Here is a 16,401-nt window from a genome sequence, read left to right on the forward strand (position 1 = left end):
AGGGAGGCCACTCCTCGACGTCGGGCCGGATCGCGCACGAGATCCTCATCCGCCCAACGGATCAGACACACTAGACACCAGCTTCTCGACTTCCGCGCGCACCTCCGCCGCCCTCTCCACGTCACCGGACCGCTCGAACTGCCGCAGCGCCTCTGCGTACGCCTCCCTGGCCTCCTCGACCCGTCCCGCACGCCACAAGACGAAGCCGAGCCTGGCCTGGGTGCGGCCCAGCGCCAGGCCGATCGGGTGCGCGCGCAGTGCCGGCATCGCCTGCTGGTAGGCCTCGATCGCCTCCTCCCAGCGCTCAAGCTCGGCGTAGGCGGCGCCGAGATGGTCCAAGGCGGTCCCGAGAGAGAAACTGGTGATGGCGGGGGAACCGCCGTACGAAGGGTCACTCAGCATCCTCACCAGTGCGAGATTGCGGTCCAAGGATTCCGAGATCTGGCCCGCCCTTCGCAGGGCGGTGATGTAGGACGTCGCCGCCTGGGGATAGCTCTCGAAGTCTCCGGCCTGCAGGAGGAGTTCGGCGCCGCGCCTGGTGTAGTCGAGGTGCCGCTCCAGGCTTCCCGGGGTACGCCAGATCGCCCAGGCGTACACCAGCGCCCACCCCTGCTGGCGTATGTCGCCGACGTCGCGGGCCAGCTCCAGCGCCCGCAGCGCGGCCACCTCCGCCTCCTCGACGCGGTCCTCGCACGTGGCCAACGCCCAGGACAGGTAGTTCAGGTGCACGGCCTCCCGGAGGCGGTCGCCCATAGCCCGCGCCGCGCTCGACGACAACTCGAACACCTCGCGCCAGTAGCCCCACCGTATCCACTGGTCGGAGAACCAGTGCATCGACTCGGCCACCCCCACCACTGTCGCGTGCTCGCCACGCTGGGCCGCCGAACGCAGCGCCTCCAGCCAGGCCGTGCCCTCCGCCTGCAGCCAGTCGCCCCCCTCCTCCTGGCTGCCCAGCGGGACCAGGGACCGCCAGTCAGGGGGCGGCGCGCCATACTCGGGCTCGAACCAGCGGCCGGCCACCACCGCGACCTTCAGCAACCACGACTCCATCCGCCGCCTGGCCCGCTCCTGCGCCTCGATCGGTTCCTCCTCCGACAACCGGGCGCGGGCGTACAACCTGACCAGGTCGTGGAAGACGTAACGGCCGGCGTACGGCGAGCTCAGCAGGCCCAGCTCGGCCAGTTCCTCCAGAGCGTCCTCGGCCTCGACCAGGTCCACCTGGGCCAGCACCGCGACCATCGGCACCCCGAAGTCCGGCGCGGCGGCCAGCGCCAGCCGCCGGAAGCTGCAGCGCGCTGTCCCGGACAGCTGCTGGTAGGACAGCGCGAACGCTGCGGCCACGGCCAGGTCCCCGACCGCCAGGGCCTCCAACCGGCGCTCCTCGTCCCCCAATCGGTCCGCCAGCTGGCTGATCGTCCAGCCAGGCCTGCTCTGCAGCCGGTTACCCGCGATCCGCACCGCCAGCGGCAGGTTCCCACACAGCCGGACCAGCTCGGCCACGCCGCCGGAATCCGTCGCGGCGCGCTCCTCCCCGAGGATAGCCCGCAGCAGCCTGCCCGCCTCCTCGCTGGACAGCTGGTCCAGTGGGATCTGCCGCACTCCCTCCAGCCCGGCCAGCGAGCGGCGGCTGGTGACGATCGTCATCCCCGGACCGCCCGCCGGCAGCAACGGCCGTACCTGTCCCTCATCGGCGGCGTTGTCCAGCACGATCAGGCACCGGCGATGACCCAGCACCGCCCGGTAGAGTCCCGCCCGCTCATCCTCATCGCTCGGGATCCCTCGCTCGACCACACCCAGAGCCTTCAGCAACCGCGAGTGCACGGCCCCAGGCGCCAGCGGGACGCTGTCCATACCACGCAGGTCCACGTAGAAGCAGCCGTCAGGGAACGCCTTCCCCAAGTGCCGGGTGGCGTGGACGGCCAGGGCTGTCTTCCCGATCCCGGCGGGACCGGAGATAGTGGCCACCACCGCGGTTTCCCCGGTCTCCGCCTGCTCGGCGAGGTCGCGCAGCAGATCGAGCTCCCGCAGGCGGCCGACGAAATCCCCTGTACCGCGCGGCAGCTGGCCCGCACCGGTGACCGGGCCGCTCAGCCGCGGCCGCCCCACCCGTGCAGCCTCGGCCAGCTCCGCTCGCTGTCCCTCATCCACCCGCAACGCCTCGGCCAGCGCCTGCACCGTGCGCCGTTGCGGGCTGCGGCTGACACCTCGCTCCATGTCACCGATCGCCCGCACGCTCACGCCCGAGGCGTGCGAAAGCTCCTCGATCGTCAACCCCGATTCCTGCCGCAACCTGCGCAGGAGCTGACCATCCGTCCTCCTCGGTCTCCTCGATCGAACGCGGTTACCAGGTCTGGTCGCCGGCGCGGACCAGCAACGCGTTGATGGCGACCAGCCGGTCTCGCGTGACGATGTAGCCGATGGCGTCCGCCACGTCCTCCGGGCGCAGCGCTTCGATTCCGTCGATCCGCCGGCGGGCCGCGTCCCGGACGGTGTCGCTCAGGTGGTTCACCAGCTCGGTGTCCACGGTCCCGGGCTCGACCACGCTGACCCGGACGCGCTCGCCGAGCAGTTCCTGGCGAAGCGACTCGGTGAACGCGTTCACGCCGGACTTGGTCAGGCCGTAGACGCTGCTCCCCGGCCGGGCGACCCGCCCGGCCGTCGAGCTGACGTTCACCAGGTCTGCCACCTGCCGGGGGGATGTCGACGCGGCGTAGATCAGGTGCGGGATGGCGGCGTGCGTGACGTGCAACAGCCCTGCCACGTTGAGCGAGATCATCCGATCCCATTCTTGGACGGTGGTGTGCAGCGCTGAGTTGAGCAGCATGATCCCGGCGTTGTTGACCAGGATGTCCAGCCGCCCGAACCGATCCAGCGTGTCCTGCACCACGTCCTCGGCACGCTCGGGGTCGGTGATGTCGGCCGCCAACCCGACCGCCTCACCGCCCAGCATCGCGATGTCGCCCGCGACCCGGTCCAGGCGGTCGCGGCGGCGGGCTACGAGAGCGACCGCCGCGCCCTCACGGGCCAGGCGACATGCGGTCGCGGCGCCGATTCCGCTGCTCGCGCCGGTGACGAGCGCGACGGCGCCGTCCAGCGGCTGATCATGAACTATCCCCACGACCGTGCCTCCCGCGTTCAGCCGAACTGCCTACGCGACGAGACTCGCGCAGCCGACCCCCGGGCCGAACCAGGGTGTCCCACTGGTCGACCGGGGCCAGGGAGTGCCCCGGCGGCGGCGGGGCTACGCCTCGCCGCCTGACAGGACGTCGCCGAGCTGCTTCCTGGAGCTGATCCCGAGCTTGGTGAAGATCTTGCGGAGGTGCCACTCCACCGTGCGCGGGCTCAGAAAGAGCCGTGCCGCGACTTCGGGGTTGGACAGGCCGTCTCGCACGAGCAGGGCGATCTGCTTCTCCTGCGCGGTCAGCTCGCCGCTCATCGAGGAACTCTTGCGCTCGCGGACATGGTCCCCTGTAGCGAGGAGCTCGCGGCGGGCGCGCTCGGCGAACGCCTCCATCCCGATCGACACGAACATCTCGTACGCGGTCCGCAGGTGGATCCGTGCCTCGGCCCGCTGCCGTTCCCTGCGCAGCCATTCGCCGTACAGCAGGTGAGCGCGCGCCAGTTCGGGGTGGAGAAGTGTACGGCCCAGCCGTTCGATGGCCTCGCGGTAGAGCCCGTCCGCGGCGGCGGTGTCGGTCAGCAGCGCACGGCAGCGAGCCAGGATCCCCTGCGCCCAGTCCGTGTCGCATGGTTCTGCCGCGTCCGCCAGGCCGTCGAGCGCCTCGCGGGCCGCCGCGTCGTCCCCGGAGCGCGCCGCAGCCTCGACGAGCTCGGGCAGCGCCCACTGGGAGACGATCAGGTTGGCGCTCTCGCTGCCGGCATGGGCCGCCGACAGCGCGAGCCCGTAGCGGGCCAGGCCGTTGAAGAGGATCGCGGCCGCCCATTGGGCGGTGGCGACACCGTTCAGCTGGCCGCTGGCGCCGGCCTCCTCGATCGTGGCCTCTATGACCTCCATGGCCTCGGCCTCTTTGCCTTGCATCGCCGTCAGCAGGAGCTGCGTGTGCTGCGCCATGGGCACGCCCGTCGCATCGACGGCGGCTTCCGCTTCCGCGACGACCGCGGCCGCGGCGGCGAGGTCCCCGCTCAGCACGATCGGTATCCCCAGCGAGTGGAGATAGACGGGAAGGTCGGACACGGCGCCGGATGTGCGCACCTCGTCCAGTGCCCTGGCGCGGGTCTCGGGCATGGCCAGGTCGTCCCAGACGAGCGGGCTCACGCCGAAGGCCGCCCAGCCCCATTTCAGGAGCTCCTGAACGGGGCAGTCGGCGAGCGCGGCCTGCGCCCTGCGCAATGTGGGGAGCGCGGCTCTCCTGCCGTCGGTAATGAGCAGCGCGAAACCCTCGAGTACGAGGTCCAGAAGTCGCGGGCTGCCCTCGGGCGCGGGGAGTTCCCTGATCGCCTGGGAGACGGCCATGAGGCTGCCTCGGTTCGCCGCGCCGAACGACGCGGAACCCCAGGCGATGAGGTACGTCTCCCGCGCCAGGTCCAGGTCGAACGGCTGCAGCCGCCGCGCGGCTGCCAACAGCATCAGCGGCGCCTGGTTGTCGAAGCCGGTCGCGAACGTGATGTGACCGCGTGTCAGGTGCGCTCGTACGCGCTGGAACTCGCTCTGGGCATCCCGGTCGGCGATGTCGGCGAAGCGGCGTGCGGCCTCGATGTCACCCGCCCTGAGGCTGGCGTCCGCCGCCATCAGGGCACGCTCGGCACGGCGCGAGGTGTCGATGGTCAGAGCCACGGATCGCTGCAGGAACGCCGCCGCAGCCGCCAGCCCGCCGCGCGCCTGTGCCCGGCCGGCAGACCGTTCCAGCTCGGCGGCGACGCCCTCGTCGGGCGCGGCGGCCGCGGACGCGAGATGCCAGGCACGGCGGTCAGGGTCGGCCTTTGCGTCGGTGACCTCCGCCAGCGCGAGGTGGACCGCCCGGCGATCCACTTCCTTCGCCGAGCGGTACACGGCAGACCGCACGAGCGGGTGACGGAAGATCACCCGCACGCCGAACTCCAGCAGCCCGTCCGTCCCGCCGGCCAGGACTGTCGCGGGAGTGACGCCGAGCCGTTCGGCGGCACGCCACACCAGCGAGGGGTCACCGACCGGCTCCGCCGCGGCGACCAGCAAGAGCAGCCGGGTCTGCGCGGGCAGGCCCTCGATCCTGGCCAGGAAGCTCTGCTCGATCCTGCCGGGCAGCGTGTCGGCGTCAAGGAGGCCGAACCCGCCCGCCATCCGGCTCACCGCAAGATCACGCGGCAGCTCCAGCAGGGCCAGCGGGTTTCCCCTGGTCTCGGCCACGAACCGGTCGCGGACGTGTTGATCGATCTGGACGTGCGTCACCGAGGTCAGCAGGGCGTGCGCGTCTTCCGCCGTCAGGCCGGTGACCTCGAGCTCCGGCAGTCCGAGCAGGTCCTGGGTCTGTTCGCGAGAGCCGAAGACGAGGGCGACCGACTCCGCGAGGAGCCGCCGGGCGACGAAGCCGAGGACCTGCGCCGAGGCACGGTCCATCCACTGCGCGTCGTCTACCACGCAGAGCAGGGGACCCTTCTCCGAGGCGTCAGACAGCAGGCTCAGTACGGCCAGCGCGACCAGGAAGCGTTCGGGCGGCGTTCCCCCTCGTATCCCGAAGACCGTCTCAAGGGCGTCGCGCTGCGGTGCGGGAAGGTTCTCCAGCTGATCCAGCAGCGGTGCGCACAACTGGTGCAAAGTGGCGAAAGCCAGTTCCATCTCGGACTCGACGCCGGCCGCACGCAGCACCCGCATGCCCGTCGCCGAGTTCGCCGCGTACTCCAGCAGCGTTGTTTTCCCGACTCCCGGCGCGCCGTGCACGAGGAGCACGCGGCTCTCGCCCATGCGGACGGCCGCGATCGTCTGATCGAGGAGAGCGCGCTCCGGCTCCCTCCCGACCAGCCCGGTGTTCTGACCATGCCGGGCGCCCCGCCTACGTCCGTTCACGGTCCCCCGCTTTTTGCACCAGTTGCACGACGTTAAATACACCCAAGGCACGCGCCAGGCCAAGTTGTACGACCTGCGTCTCACCAGCTGAGCCGGTAGATCATCGTCGTGGATGCCGTCCACAAGCTCCGATACGACGCCATCGGGACTGAGGCAGTGTTCCGCAGCTGTCACAAGCCAGGAGGCTGTCCGGTCTTAGTACCGCCGCGCTCCTCGCCCGTCCTGAGCGCGGCCGAGCTATTGCGGCATGACGAAACCTGGGAACCCCTGCGGAAAGGAAGCACATGAGCAACACCTTGAATGGACTGGTCGTCCTCGTCACTGGAGCGTCGTCGGGCATCGGCGAGGCCACTGCGCTGGCCCTCTCAGCGGAAGGGGCACGTGTCGCGGTCGGGGCCCGGCGCGCCGACCGGTTGGAGTCGCTGGCGCGCAAGGCGCCCGGTGAGGTGCTGGCCCTCGAACTGGACGTGACCGACCAAGAGTCGGTGCGGGCCGCGGTCGCGGCGACCGTCGAGCGCTTCGGCGCCCTGGACGTCCTGGTGAACAACGCCGGGGTGATGCTCAACGGCCCGATCGTGGGTGCGGACATCACGCAATGGACCCGCATGGTCGAGACCAACCTGCTCGGCTCGATGTACATGGTCCATGCGGGTCTGCCCCACCTGTTGGAGCGCAGGGGCACGATCGTGCAGGTCTCCTCGACCTCGGGCCGGATCGCGTCGGCCTACGCCGGTGTCTACGCCGCGACGAAGTTCGGCATCACCGCCTTCTCCGAATCGCTGCGGCAGGAGGTCACCACCCGGGGTGTGCGTGTCGTGGTCATCGAGCCCGGCTTCGTCGCCACCGAGCTGACCGGCCACAACACGGACCCCACGATGCGGGCCGCCGCGCAGAACATGGCCGCCTCCATGCGTACCCTGCAGCCCGAGGACATCGCCAACGCCGTCGTGTACGCGGTCACCCAGCCTGAGCACGTCGCGGTCAACGAGATCCTCATCCGCCCGACCGACCAGACCCAATAGGGGAGTGACACCGGCCCTCGGCGGTCTGCTCGGATTGCTCAGCGCGGGCGGTCGCCGTCGTCCGCGCGAGCGAGTGCTTCCCAGGCGACGGCGTCCGCCTCCTCCCACTCGGCCAGGGCCGTACGCATGCGCTGCTGGGCGGCGGAGGCGCGGATGGCTTCAACCTCAGCCGCGGGGATGGTCCCTCGACCGGCTCATTGGCACGCAGTACGTGCCCGTGCCCCCCGCGCACGCAGGGACGGTCCATGGCCGCTCCCGTCGTCCCCCGCGAGGCGGCGGGTGTGACGCGGTCGCTCCAGCGATCACGCACGTGAGGGCGTACGTGCGCGCTCCCCCTATTAGAAGAGGCCATGCGGCGCAACCGGGATGCCACCAAGCCGTGGAGACTTGGCCGCGTACCCACGCCCGCCCCAGGATCTTGAAGATCAGCGCCATCTGGCCCTGGAAGAGCGCGTTCCTCACCTGCCCGAAAAGCCTTTGTGCGCTGCGCTCCCAGCATCCGGCTGACCAGCGCAAAGACACCCCGCCGAGCACGGAACGAGTGACCACACCGCCCTGGGCCCATGGAAGCCGACGCCCACCCAAGCGCCTCGGGCGTCCACGACACGCCCTACGGAAACACAAAACGGATGACCAGGCGAAAACCACCGCCAAGCGGAGGCCCTCACCCGAGTCGGCTTGATGGCTGAGGCATCGAGGTCAACAGCCGGCTGGTGTCACAAATTCGAGGCGTCGCCGGTCTCCATGGGTATGAGTCAATCCCTGGAATCGAAGACCGGCGTTGACGGGCCGGTAACTGTGATCAAGAGCTACACCGTGCCGGCGGACGAAGCCGACTATTTCGTCGAGGTGTACCAGGAGAACGCCCGGATCATGTCGACCCAGCCCGGCTTCCTCCGCTCCCGCCTGCACAGGCCGCTCGCCGACGCGCCTGAGGCGCGGTTCGTCCACATCGCCGAGTGGACCTCGGGCACCGCGCTCGACAAAGCCACCGGCAATCCCGAGTGGCATGCCTCGCTGCAGCGCATGTTCGACGATCCGGGCCTTCACATCACCTCAGAACCTGCCAGCTATCGCGTCGTTGTCGAACTTCACCCCTCCTGAAGAGACGAGCACAACCAACCGCCGCACGTTCTTGAGGCGCACGTCGGTCGCCGCCGCAGTTCCCACCGCCGCCGCGACCGACTCGCCCGGCCTTCCGGACTACGCCGGTCCCTTCCGCATCGGTCAGGCCCGTGCCCAACGCCGACGGCTACTTCGTGATCACAACGAGCAGTCCCGCTCCCGGTGCTCGTCGAGTGCGCGGAGCACGTCGGCGCAGGCCTGCGCGAAGCCGGCCAGCCGCTCGGGCCCCAGCACGTCGACGAACAGGGCGTGAACCATCTCGGTGTGCTCGGGGACGGCCTTGTTGATCGCCGCGTAGCCCTTGTCGGTGAGCCGCACGTCGGGGTAGCGGCGGTCGTTGGAGTCCACTCGCTCGACCAGCCCGCGTTGCGCCATCCGGGTGAGCTGGTGGGACAGGCGGCTCTTCTCCCACTGGGTCGCGGCGGCCACCTCCGCGACGGGCATCTCCCGCCGCTCCGACTCCGTGAGCCGGACCAGGACCTCGAAGTCGGCCGCGGACAGGTCGCACTCGCGCTGCAGGTGCTGCTGCAGATGCGAGTTGAGGTGCTTGGCCATTTCGATGTACGTGCGCCACATCCGGTCGGCCTCGCCGAGCTCCTCTTCCCATCCCATGACCCCCACTCTACCCGTTGCTTGACGTATCAACCTGGCGCTGTATGGTGAACGGGTTGATACATCAACCTGAACACGTGAGGGGTTTGTCTCTGTGAGCGAGCAGCAGATCATCGCCGTGGTGGGCGCGACCGGAGCGCAAGGGGGCGGGCTGGTCCGCGCGATCCTCGACGACCGCAGTGGGCGGTTCGCCGCGCGAGCCCTGACCCGGGACCCGGGTTCGGCGCGGGCCAGGGAGCTGGCCGCGCTCGGGGCCGAGGTCGTCGGGGCCGATCTCGACGACGCGGGCAGCCTGCGCAAGGCGTTCGACGGCGCCCACGGCGCCTTCGTGGTGACCAACTTCTGGGAGCCCCGCACGCCCGAGGAGGAGCGGGCGCGGCCCGCGACCACCAAGGAGCGGGAGCAGGCCGGCAACGCGGCGCGGGCCGGACAGGAGGCCGGCGTACGGCATTTCGTCTGGTCCACGCTGTCCGACACCCGCGGCTACTTCCGGCCGGGCGACGGGACGCCGAGCTTCGAGGGCTCGTATAAGGTGCCGCACGCCGACGGCAAGGCCGAGGCCGACCGGTTCTTCCTGGAGTCGGGCGTGCCCACCACCTTCCTGCAGGCGAACGTCTACTACGAGGCGTTCCGGGACATGTTCGCGCCCCGGCGTGACGAGACGGGCGCGCTGGTGCTGCCGCTCGGGTTCGGCGAGGCGCGGGTGGCCGCGCAAGCTGCGGAGGACGTCGGCAGGACCGCGCTGGGGATCTTCCGCCACGGGATCGGGATGGCCGGCAGGCGGGTGAGCGTCGCCGGGTCCGTGCTCACCGGCGAGCAGTACGCCGCCGCGCTGAGCCTGGCGCTCGGCGAGCCCGTCACCTACCAGGCGGTCAGCCCCGACATGATCCGGGCCGCGGGGTTCCCGGGCGCGGGCGAGGTCGGCAACATGCTCCAGTACCTGATCGCGGCCGCCCCGGACATCGCCGAGCTCATCGACTTCGAGCTGCTGCGCAACCTCAACCCGAGGCTGCAGTCGTTCGACACGTGGCTGGCCGCCCACCACGACACCATCCCGCGCTGACCGGCACCCGTCCCTCCCCGCGCGTGGTCGCCCCCCAAGCGCACGGCGGCCATGCCTCAGAAGGGACGAGATGAACAAGCCCCATCGCATGGGACTCGCGCCGACCGCCGCCGCCACGAGCCTCGCCCTGCTTCCCGGCACGGCGAACGCACCCCCCGAGCAGCGGGGTCGACGCCACGGTCCTCTTCCAGAGGACAGTGGGTGACCAGGACTACATCCTGCGCGAGATCACGGTCGAGTCGGGCGGCAGCACCGGCTGGCACTACCACGACGGCACCCTCTACGGCGTCATCCGCCAGGGAACGCTCAGCCACTTCGACTCCACCTGCGAGTCCGACGGCGTGTACCAGGCCGGGCAGACCATCGTCGAGCCCAGCGGCTCCGACCACGTCCACATCGGCCAGCGCCGGGGCGACAAGCCCGTCGTCATGGAAGTGCTGCACGTGAGCCCGCACGGCGCGCCGCTCTCGGTGGACGCGCCGAACCCGGGGTGCGACTTCCAGTAGGAAACCACCCCGCACCAGCCCTGACGGAGTGACGCCGGCCACTCCGCCGGGATCAGGGCATCACTCCAAGTGTTGAAATGACCACCAAGTGTAGATGGAAGTCCAGAACGATCCAGCGCGCGTGCCCCACGACACGGGAAGAACCGCGCTGGCACGATGAAGCATCGGCGCTGCTGAGAGCGGCTGCTCATCGACCTGGACGGCCGCGGTCGCCGGGCCGACGGCCTTCGCCCACGCGTTCGATGCCAGCAGCTGCACACGTCGGTGGTTCTCGAGGTCGGGGCCGCAAACACCGGTTATCTTCACACGTGTTCCGTGCCGGTGTACGCGCGGGTTGTCACAGATTCGGGAGGCTCCCGGTCATTAGGTGGTAACCATTCCGTACCCAGGGAGATCCGTCATGGAAGCGCGTATCGACTACTTCGGCAACGCCCTCGCCGGCAAGGTCATGAAGCACCTCAGCTCGACCGGCGCGGCGGTGCGGACGGCCCTCCCGGTCGCTACTCAGGAGCTGGTGAAGATCCGTGCCAGCCAGATCAACGGCTGCGGTTTCTGCACCGACATGCACACCAAGGACGCCCTCGCCGCGGGTGAGGAACAGCAGCGTCTGAACCTGGTGGCCGTGTGGCGCGAGGCCACGATCTTCACTGACGCGGAGCGCGCGGCGCTGGAGCTGACCGAGCAGGGCACGCGCATCGCGGACGGCGCGGGCGGCGTGTCGGACGAGGCATGGGCGAACGCCGCGAAGCACTACGACGATGACCAGCTCGCCGCTCTCATCTCACTGATCGCCGTCATCAACGCCTACAACCGCATCAACGTCATCAACCGGCAGCCCGCCGGCGACTACACACCGGGCATGTTCGGCTGAGTCGGCCGCTCCGACCCGCCCGGACACATACCGTCCGTCCCACGGGCAACAGAAACCAGAGGCTCGCATGTCCGAACACCACACACTTGCGCCGCTCCGCCGGGTCCGCACCGACGTACTCGACGTTGCCTGCTACGAGACGGGCCCTGCGGCGAACGACACCGTGCTGCTTCTGCACGGTTTTCCCTACGACATCCACCTGCGGCGGGAGAACGCCGGCCGCGAGCGCTTCGTCGGACGACGCCAGGACACACCATGACTCACTCCACCGCCACAGACGGCGCCGCCTCCCTCCGCGTCAGCAGTGCCCGTGGCCGGTGGACCCTGCTGGCCACCGTGCTGGGGTCCAGTGTCGTACTGCTCGGCTCGACCGTCACCAACGTCGCGCTGCCGCATATCGGCGACGACTTCGGAGCTGACATCGCCGTCCTCCAGTGGACGGTGAACGCCTACATGCTGACCCTGGCGGGCCTCATCCTGCTGGGCGGGTCCCTGGGCGACCGTTTCGGGCGGCGGCGCATCTTCGTCGTGGGCATCGTGTGGTTCGCGGCGGCCTCCCTGCTGTGCGGCCTGGCTCCGGACGCCACCACGCTGATCGCTGCCCGGGCCCTGCAGGGCGTCGGCGGCGCACTGCTCACCCCCGGCTCACTGGCGATCATCGAGGCATCCTTTCACCCGGACGACCGGCCGCGCGCGATCGGCCTGTGGTCGGGCTTCGGCGGTATCGGCGCGGCCCTCGGGCCGTTCTTGGGCGGGTGGTTGGTGGACGGCCCCGGCTGGCGTTGGACCTTCCTGCTGAGCATCGTCCCGGCGCTGCTGTGTGTGCCCGTCGCGCTGCGCCATGTCCCCGAGTCCGTGGGCACGCCCCCGAAGGACGCCGTCGTCGCGGCCGACGCGGAGGTCCGACGGCGGCTCGGTTTCGACGTACCCGGCGCCGTCCTGGGCGCCCTGGCGCTCGCTCTGGCCACCTACGCGCTGACCGAGGCGCGCCACGGCGGTCTGGTGGCCGTCATCGCGGCCGTCGGCGGCGTGGTGGCGGGTGCCACCTTCCTCGCTGTGGAACGGCGCAGTGTCGACCCGATGATTCCGCCGGCCATCTTCTCGTCCCGGCAGTTCACCGCCGTCAACCTGATCACCCTGTGCGTCTACGCGGGCACGGGCGGGTTCTTTTTCCTGACCGCTCTGCAACTGCAGATCGTCGTCGGCTACTCGGCGCTGGCAGCCGGTGCGGCGATGCTGCCCAACACCTTGCTGATGCTGCTGTTCTCCTCCGGCTCCGGGGCGCTCGCCCAGCGTCTGGGGCCGCGGATCCCGCTCACCATCGGCCCGCTGGTGTGCGGGGCGGGCATGCTGATGATGCTGCGGGTCGGGCCGGGCGCGTCCTACCTGACCGACGTCCTCCCCGCCCTGCTGGTGATGGGAGCCGGCATGGTGGTCATGGTCGCTCCGCTGACCGTGACCCTGCTGTCCTCGGTGAGCGCCTCGAACGCCGGGCTGGCCAGCGGCATCAACAACGCTGCGGCCCGGGCGGCCGGGCTAGTGGCTGTGGCGGCACTGCCGCTACTGGTCGGGATGGGACCGGACGCCTACCGTTCGGACGCAGCCTTCGATACGTCGTTCAGCCGGGCCATGCCGCTGTGCGCGGGCCTGGTGGCCATCGGTGCGTCGATCGCCTTCGGCATGCTGCAGCGGACCGCCGCGGCCTCGCACCGGCCGCACGGTCGGACCCACAGCTGGCTGATGGAACCGCCGCTGGTGTCCCGCTTCGCCCATCACCAAACCATCGATTGAGACCCGGCGGGGGACTCCCGGCCGTCCACACCGGTGGATGCCCGCGGGTCCTGCCGTACACGAAAGGATCAAGACATGTCGTACCCGTACCCGGAGCAGAGGTACTGGGGTGAGGACGGTGAGGTCAGCGCCGTCTTCCGTCCGGCCACCGCACCACCGGACATCGGTGAGAGCGGTACCGGCAAGGACGCCCTCCACTATTTGGCGACCACCGGCACCACCCGGGGTGAGTTCGGGCTGTACCGGGTGGAGATGCGGCCCAGGGCGGGCGGCCCTAAGACGCACTTCCACAAGCGGATCTCGGAGTCGTTCTACATCCTGGACGGCACGGTGCGCGTGTTCGACGGTGTGCGGTGGGTCGACGCCCGCAAGGGAGACTTCCTGCACGTGCCCCAGGGCGGGTTGCACGCCTTCCGGAACGACTCCGACGCTCCGGCCGACATGCTGCTGCTGTTCACCCCGGGGGCCCCGCGCGAGGAGTACTTCGAGCAGGTGTCGCACCTGGCACACGCTTCGGAGGAGGAGCGTGCCACGTTCTTCGACAAGCACGACTCGTACTTTGTGGAGTAGGAGCGGTTGGCGCCCAGCGCCGCGCCGCTGGAGATGAGGAATCCCCGTACCAGGGCGCGATCAGTGGTAGAAGGCGCTCGGTTCAGTCTGAGGCCGGATTCGCCGCCAGAGCCGCACGGTGCAGGAAGGCGCGTTCGGCCGCGTTGCCGCTGCGGGCGATCGCCGCCTCATACGCCCGTGCCGCCTCCGCCCCACGGCCCAGGCGGCGGAGCAGGTCAGCGCGGATCGCGTGATACAGGTAGAAGCCGTCCAGGTCGAGGTCGTCGACCAGGGCGAGTGCCGCTGACGGCCCGTTGACCTCGGCCACCGCCACCGCCCGGTTCAATGCGACCACCGGGCTCGGGGCCACGGCGGCGAGCTGGTCGTACAACTGGAGGATCTGCCCCCAATCGGTGGCCGCGGCCGACGGCGCGTCACTGTGCACCGCGTTGATCGCGGCCTGGATCTGGTACGGCCCGGGCCGGCCGCGCCGCAGGCAGGCTCGGACGATGGCCTGACCTTCCGCGATCAGGGAGTGCTCCCAGCGGGCCCGGTCCTGGTCGGCCAGGAGCACCAGGTCGCCGTCTGGAGTGGTGCGGGCGGCCCGTCGCGACTCGATCAGCAGCATCAGCGCGAGCAATCCCAGGACCTCGGGCTCGTCTGGCATCAGCGCGGCCAGCAGGAGGCCCAGCCGGATCGCCTCGGCGGCGAGGTCCTCGCGGGTCAGCCGCTCGCCGGAGCTCGCGGTGTAGCCCTCGTTGAAGATCAGATACACCACGGCCAGCACGGATCGCAGCCGGGCCGGGAGGTCGGCGTCGGCGGGCACACGATAGGGGATGCGGGCGTCGCGGATCTTGCCTTTGGCTCGGACCAGGCGCTGGGCCATGGTCGGCTCGGGGACCAGGAAGGCGCGCGCGATCTCCGCGGTGGACAGGCCGCCCAGCAGCCGCAGGGTGAGGGCGACCTGGGCGGCAGGGGCCAGCGCGGGGTGGCAGCAGGTGAAGATCAGACGCAGCCGGTCGTCGCGCACGGGACCCTCCTCGGCCGGTTCGTGGGGGACGTGCAGCCGGGCGGCCTCGGCGTACCGCCGGTCGCGGCTCGCCTCGCGGCGCAGCCGGTCGATGGCCCGGTTCCGGGCGGTGGTGATGATCCAGCCATCGGGGCTGGGCGGCAGGCCGGTGGACGGCCACCGCTTGACCGCCTCGGTGAAGGCGTCCTGGACCGCTTCCTCAGCGAGATCGATGTCGCCGAAGACGCGCACCAGGACCGCCACAGCCCGCCCGTACTCCTCCCGGAACACGCCCTCGATATCCGGCGTCATCGGATCGGGTGTCATCGGGTTCCGCGTGATCGGGTCGGGCGGTGTGGGATCGGGCGTCACCGGGCCGGCTGGTGTTGGGCCGAGGGGCGTCGGGTCGGGCGTCACCGGGTCGAGGGGCGTCAGACCGGGCGTTACCGGGTCGGGCGGCGTCGGGTCCGGTGTCATCGGATGGGGCGGACCTCGATGGGCAGGGTGGTGGCCTGGGCCATCTTTCCCGCCCAGACGAGGGCCGCGTCCAGGTCCGGGGCCTCGATCACGGTGAAGCCGCCGACGTGTTCCTTGCCCTCAGTGAAGGGGCCGTCGGTCATCAGTACGTCGTCGCCCTGGGCGCGGAGCACCGTGGCCGTGGTCGGTGGGTAGAGGCCCACGCTGAAGACCCACGCGCCGGCGGCCCGCAGCTCCTGGTTCAGCGCCTCGAGGTCGTTCATGATCTTGTCGAGGACCGGCGGGGCCGGTGGCGGCCCATCCGGCTGGTACACGCTGAGCAGGTACTCGGTCATCGGGCCTCCCTCTGGTAGGTGGCGATAACCACGCCGGTGGTGGTCGTCACGCTGTCCGTCAGCCGCAGTGGGCATGAGACGCCGTCGTCGGCGAACAGCCGGCTGCCGGTGCCCAGGACCAGCGGGTGGATCAGCAGGACGTACTCGTCGATCACATCACGGCGAGCGAGCTGCCGGACCAGGTCCAGGCTACCGATGACACCCAGGGCCGGGCCGGGCTGCGCCCGCAGCCCGGCCACGGCCTCGACCGCGTCGCCGTCCAGCAGGGTCGAGTTGGCCCATGGCAGCGGCTGGGACGGCGTTCGCGACGCCACGTACTTGTGTGTCCGGTCGAGCACCTCGGTGAACGGGTTGCCGTCGTTCTGCTTGGGCCAGTAGCCGAACAAGTCCTCGTACGTGCGCCGGCCCAGCAGCAGGCTGCCCTCCTCGGCCATCCGCCGGCCCATGACCTCGCCCATGACGTGGTCGCTGTAGGGCCGGGCCCAGCCGCCGTGGCTGAAGCCGCCGCGCGGGTCCTCGTCCGGACGGCCCGGCGCCTGCGCCACCCCGTCGAGCGTCACGCTGCTGGTCACGACAATCTTCATAGCGGGCTCCTGCCGGATCGGATTCGGTGCCGGCCTCGCGCCGGCGTCTCACCCTTCACACGAACAGGGACGGCCCGAATCGACAGGCGAGCTCAGAAAATGTCACTTCGCTGTCGAGCGCGCTCCATGACTTCCTGCTTCGCCACGCACGCCGTCATCTCACAGCACGCACGCCGTCACCTCGCAGGAGGGAGGCCGGGCTTCCCCGCCTCGATCGCGGTCGCCCCTGGGGCGGCCACCCGTGGCGCGGGTGGTCGCGGCGAAAAGATCGCGGTCAGAGCCCGTTCCGGCGGAGGAAGGTCGCGGTCAGAGCCCGTTCTGGTCGAGGGCATCCAGCGAGGCGCGGTTGGTCTCATCGGGGAAGGTCCAGCACGCGTGGTGGCTGATGCGGCTGCCGCCGTGCTTGTCGGCGTTGTAGACGCTGGAGTCGCCGAACCCCGGCGGTCGTTCGCCGGT

Annotated in this window: 15 protein-coding genes; 8 read left to right on the top strand and 7 right to left on the bottom strand. The window is 70.3% G+C overall.

Annotated elements, in window-relative coordinates:
- Positions 1-45 precede the first annotated feature (45 nt).
- The 3 genes from LDL49_RS01645 to LDL49_RS01655 form a co-directional block, all read right to left on the bottom strand.
- Complete coding sequence (locus tag LDL49_RS01645; protein ID WP_225289834.1) at positions 46-2,298, bottom strand: ATP-binding protein; 2,253 nt, start codon at positions 2,296-2,298, stop codon at positions 46-48.
- 43 nt (positions 2,299-2,341) lie between these two features.
- Positions 2,342-3,118: an SDR family NAD(P)-dependent oxidoreductase gene (locus tag LDL49_RS01650; RefSeq protein WP_225289052.1), complete on the bottom strand. Its 777-nt coding sequence runs from the start codon at positions 3,116-3,118 to the stop codon at positions 2,342-2,344.
- A gap of 123 nt (positions 3,119-3,241) precedes the next feature.
- On the bottom strand, positions 3,242-6,001 hold the full coding sequence (locus LDL49_RS01655) for an ATP-binding protein (RefSeq protein ID WP_225289053.1): 2,760 nt from the start codon (positions 5,999-6,001) through the stop codon (positions 3,242-3,244).
- Positions 6,002-6,285: 284 nt separating this feature from the next.
- On the opposite strand from LDL49_RS01655, the gene LDL49_RS01660 reads away from it, so the two are divergent.
- A complete protein-coding gene (locus LDL49_RS01660; RefSeq protein ID WP_225289054.1) occupies positions 6,286-7,023 on the top strand; it encodes an SDR family NAD(P)-dependent oxidoreductase in 738 nt (245 codons plus the stop codon).
- 681 nt (positions 7,024-7,704) lie between these two features.
- The gene (locus tag LDL49_RS01665; RefSeq protein ID WP_225289055.1) at positions 7,705-8,127 is read left to right on the top strand and encodes an antibiotic biosynthesis monooxygenase family protein; all 423 of its coding nucleotides are present in this window, start codon (positions 7,705-7,707) and stop codon (positions 8,125-8,127) included.
- 159 nt (positions 8,128-8,286) lie between these two features.
- Here the strand turns inward: LDL49_RS01665 and LDL49_RS01670 are convergent, their stop codons facing one another.
- Positions 8,287-8,760 carry a MarR family winged helix-turn-helix transcriptional regulator gene (locus tag LDL49_RS01670; RefSeq protein ID WP_225289056.1) on the bottom strand — a complete coding sequence of 158 codons (474 nt, stop codon included), beginning with the start codon at positions 8,758-8,760 and terminating at the stop codon, positions 8,287-8,289.
- Between the two features lie 94 nt (positions 8,761-8,854).
- Between LDL49_RS01670 and LDL49_RS01675 the strand changes: the two genes are divergently transcribed.
- The 6 genes from LDL49_RS01675 to LDL49_RS01700 all read left to right on the top strand — a co-directional run bounded on the left by LDL49_RS01675 (position 8,855) and on the right by LDL49_RS01700 (position 13,561).
- On the top strand, positions 8,855-9,823 hold the full coding sequence (locus tag LDL49_RS01675) for an NmrA/HSCARG family protein (RefSeq protein WP_225289057.1): 969 nt from the start codon (positions 8,855-8,857) through the stop codon (positions 9,821-9,823).
- A gap of 197 nt (positions 9,824-10,020) precedes the next feature.
- Positions 10,021-10,329, top strand: a complete 309-nt coding sequence (locus LDL49_RS01680; protein WP_225289058.1) for a cupin domain-containing protein — start codon at positions 10,021-10,023, stop codon at positions 10,327-10,329.
- Positions 10,330-10,729: 400 nt separating this feature from the next.
- Positions 10,730-11,200, top strand: a complete 471-nt coding sequence (locus tag LDL49_RS01685) for a carboxymuconolactone decarboxylase family protein (protein WP_225289059.1) — start codon at positions 10,730-10,732, stop codon at positions 11,198-11,200.
- 67 nt (positions 11,201-11,267) lie between these two features.
- Positions 11,268-11,459: a hypothetical protein gene (locus tag LDL49_RS01690; RefSeq protein WP_225289060.1), complete on the top strand. Its 192-nt coding sequence runs from the start codon at positions 11,268-11,270 to the stop codon at positions 11,457-11,459.
- On the top strand, positions 11,456-12,991 hold the full coding sequence (locus LDL49_RS01695; RefSeq protein ID WP_225289061.1) for an MFS transporter: 1,536 nt from the start codon (positions 11,456-11,458) through the stop codon (positions 12,989-12,991). The genes LDL49_RS01690 and LDL49_RS01695 overlap by 4 nt, the downstream gene beginning before the upstream one ends.
- Before the next feature lie 75 nt (positions 12,992-13,066).
- The gene (locus LDL49_RS01700; protein WP_225289062.1) at positions 13,067-13,561 is read left to right on the top strand and encodes a cupin domain-containing protein; all 495 of its coding nucleotides are present in this window, start codon (positions 13,067-13,069) and stop codon (positions 13,559-13,561) included.
- Positions 13,562-13,643: 82 nt separating this feature from the next.
- Here LDL49_RS01700 and LDL49_RS01705 read toward each other — a convergent pair whose 3' ends face one another.
- Genes LDL49_RS01705 through LDL49_RS01715 form a run of 3 tightly spaced genes read right to left on the bottom strand, consistent with a single transcriptional unit; the run spans position 13,644 to position 15,945 of the window.
- Positions 13,644-15,026 (bottom strand): RNA polymerase sigma factor, encoded by a 1,383-nt coding sequence (locus tag LDL49_RS01705; RefSeq protein WP_372470289.1) that lies wholly within the window; start codon positions 15,024-15,026, stop codon positions 13,644-13,646.
- Complete coding sequence (locus LDL49_RS01710; protein WP_225289063.1) at positions 15,023-15,361, bottom strand: YciI family protein; 339 nt, start codon at positions 15,359-15,361, stop codon at positions 15,023-15,025. The genes LDL49_RS01705 and LDL49_RS01710 overlap by 4 nt, the downstream gene beginning before the upstream one ends.
- Entirely contained in the window at positions 15,358-15,945 is a 588-nt protein-coding gene (locus tag LDL49_RS01715; RefSeq protein WP_225289064.1) for a dihydrofolate reductase family protein, read from the bottom strand. The genes LDL49_RS01710 and LDL49_RS01715 overlap by 4 nt, the downstream gene beginning before the upstream one ends.
- Positions 15,946-16,401: the final 456 nt, after the last annotated feature.

The organism is Nonomuraea aurantiaca, assembly GCF_020215705.1.
Taxonomy (GTDB): Bacteria; Actinomycetota; Actinomycetes; order Streptosporangiales; family Streptosporangiaceae; genus Nonomuraea; species Nonomuraea aurantiaca.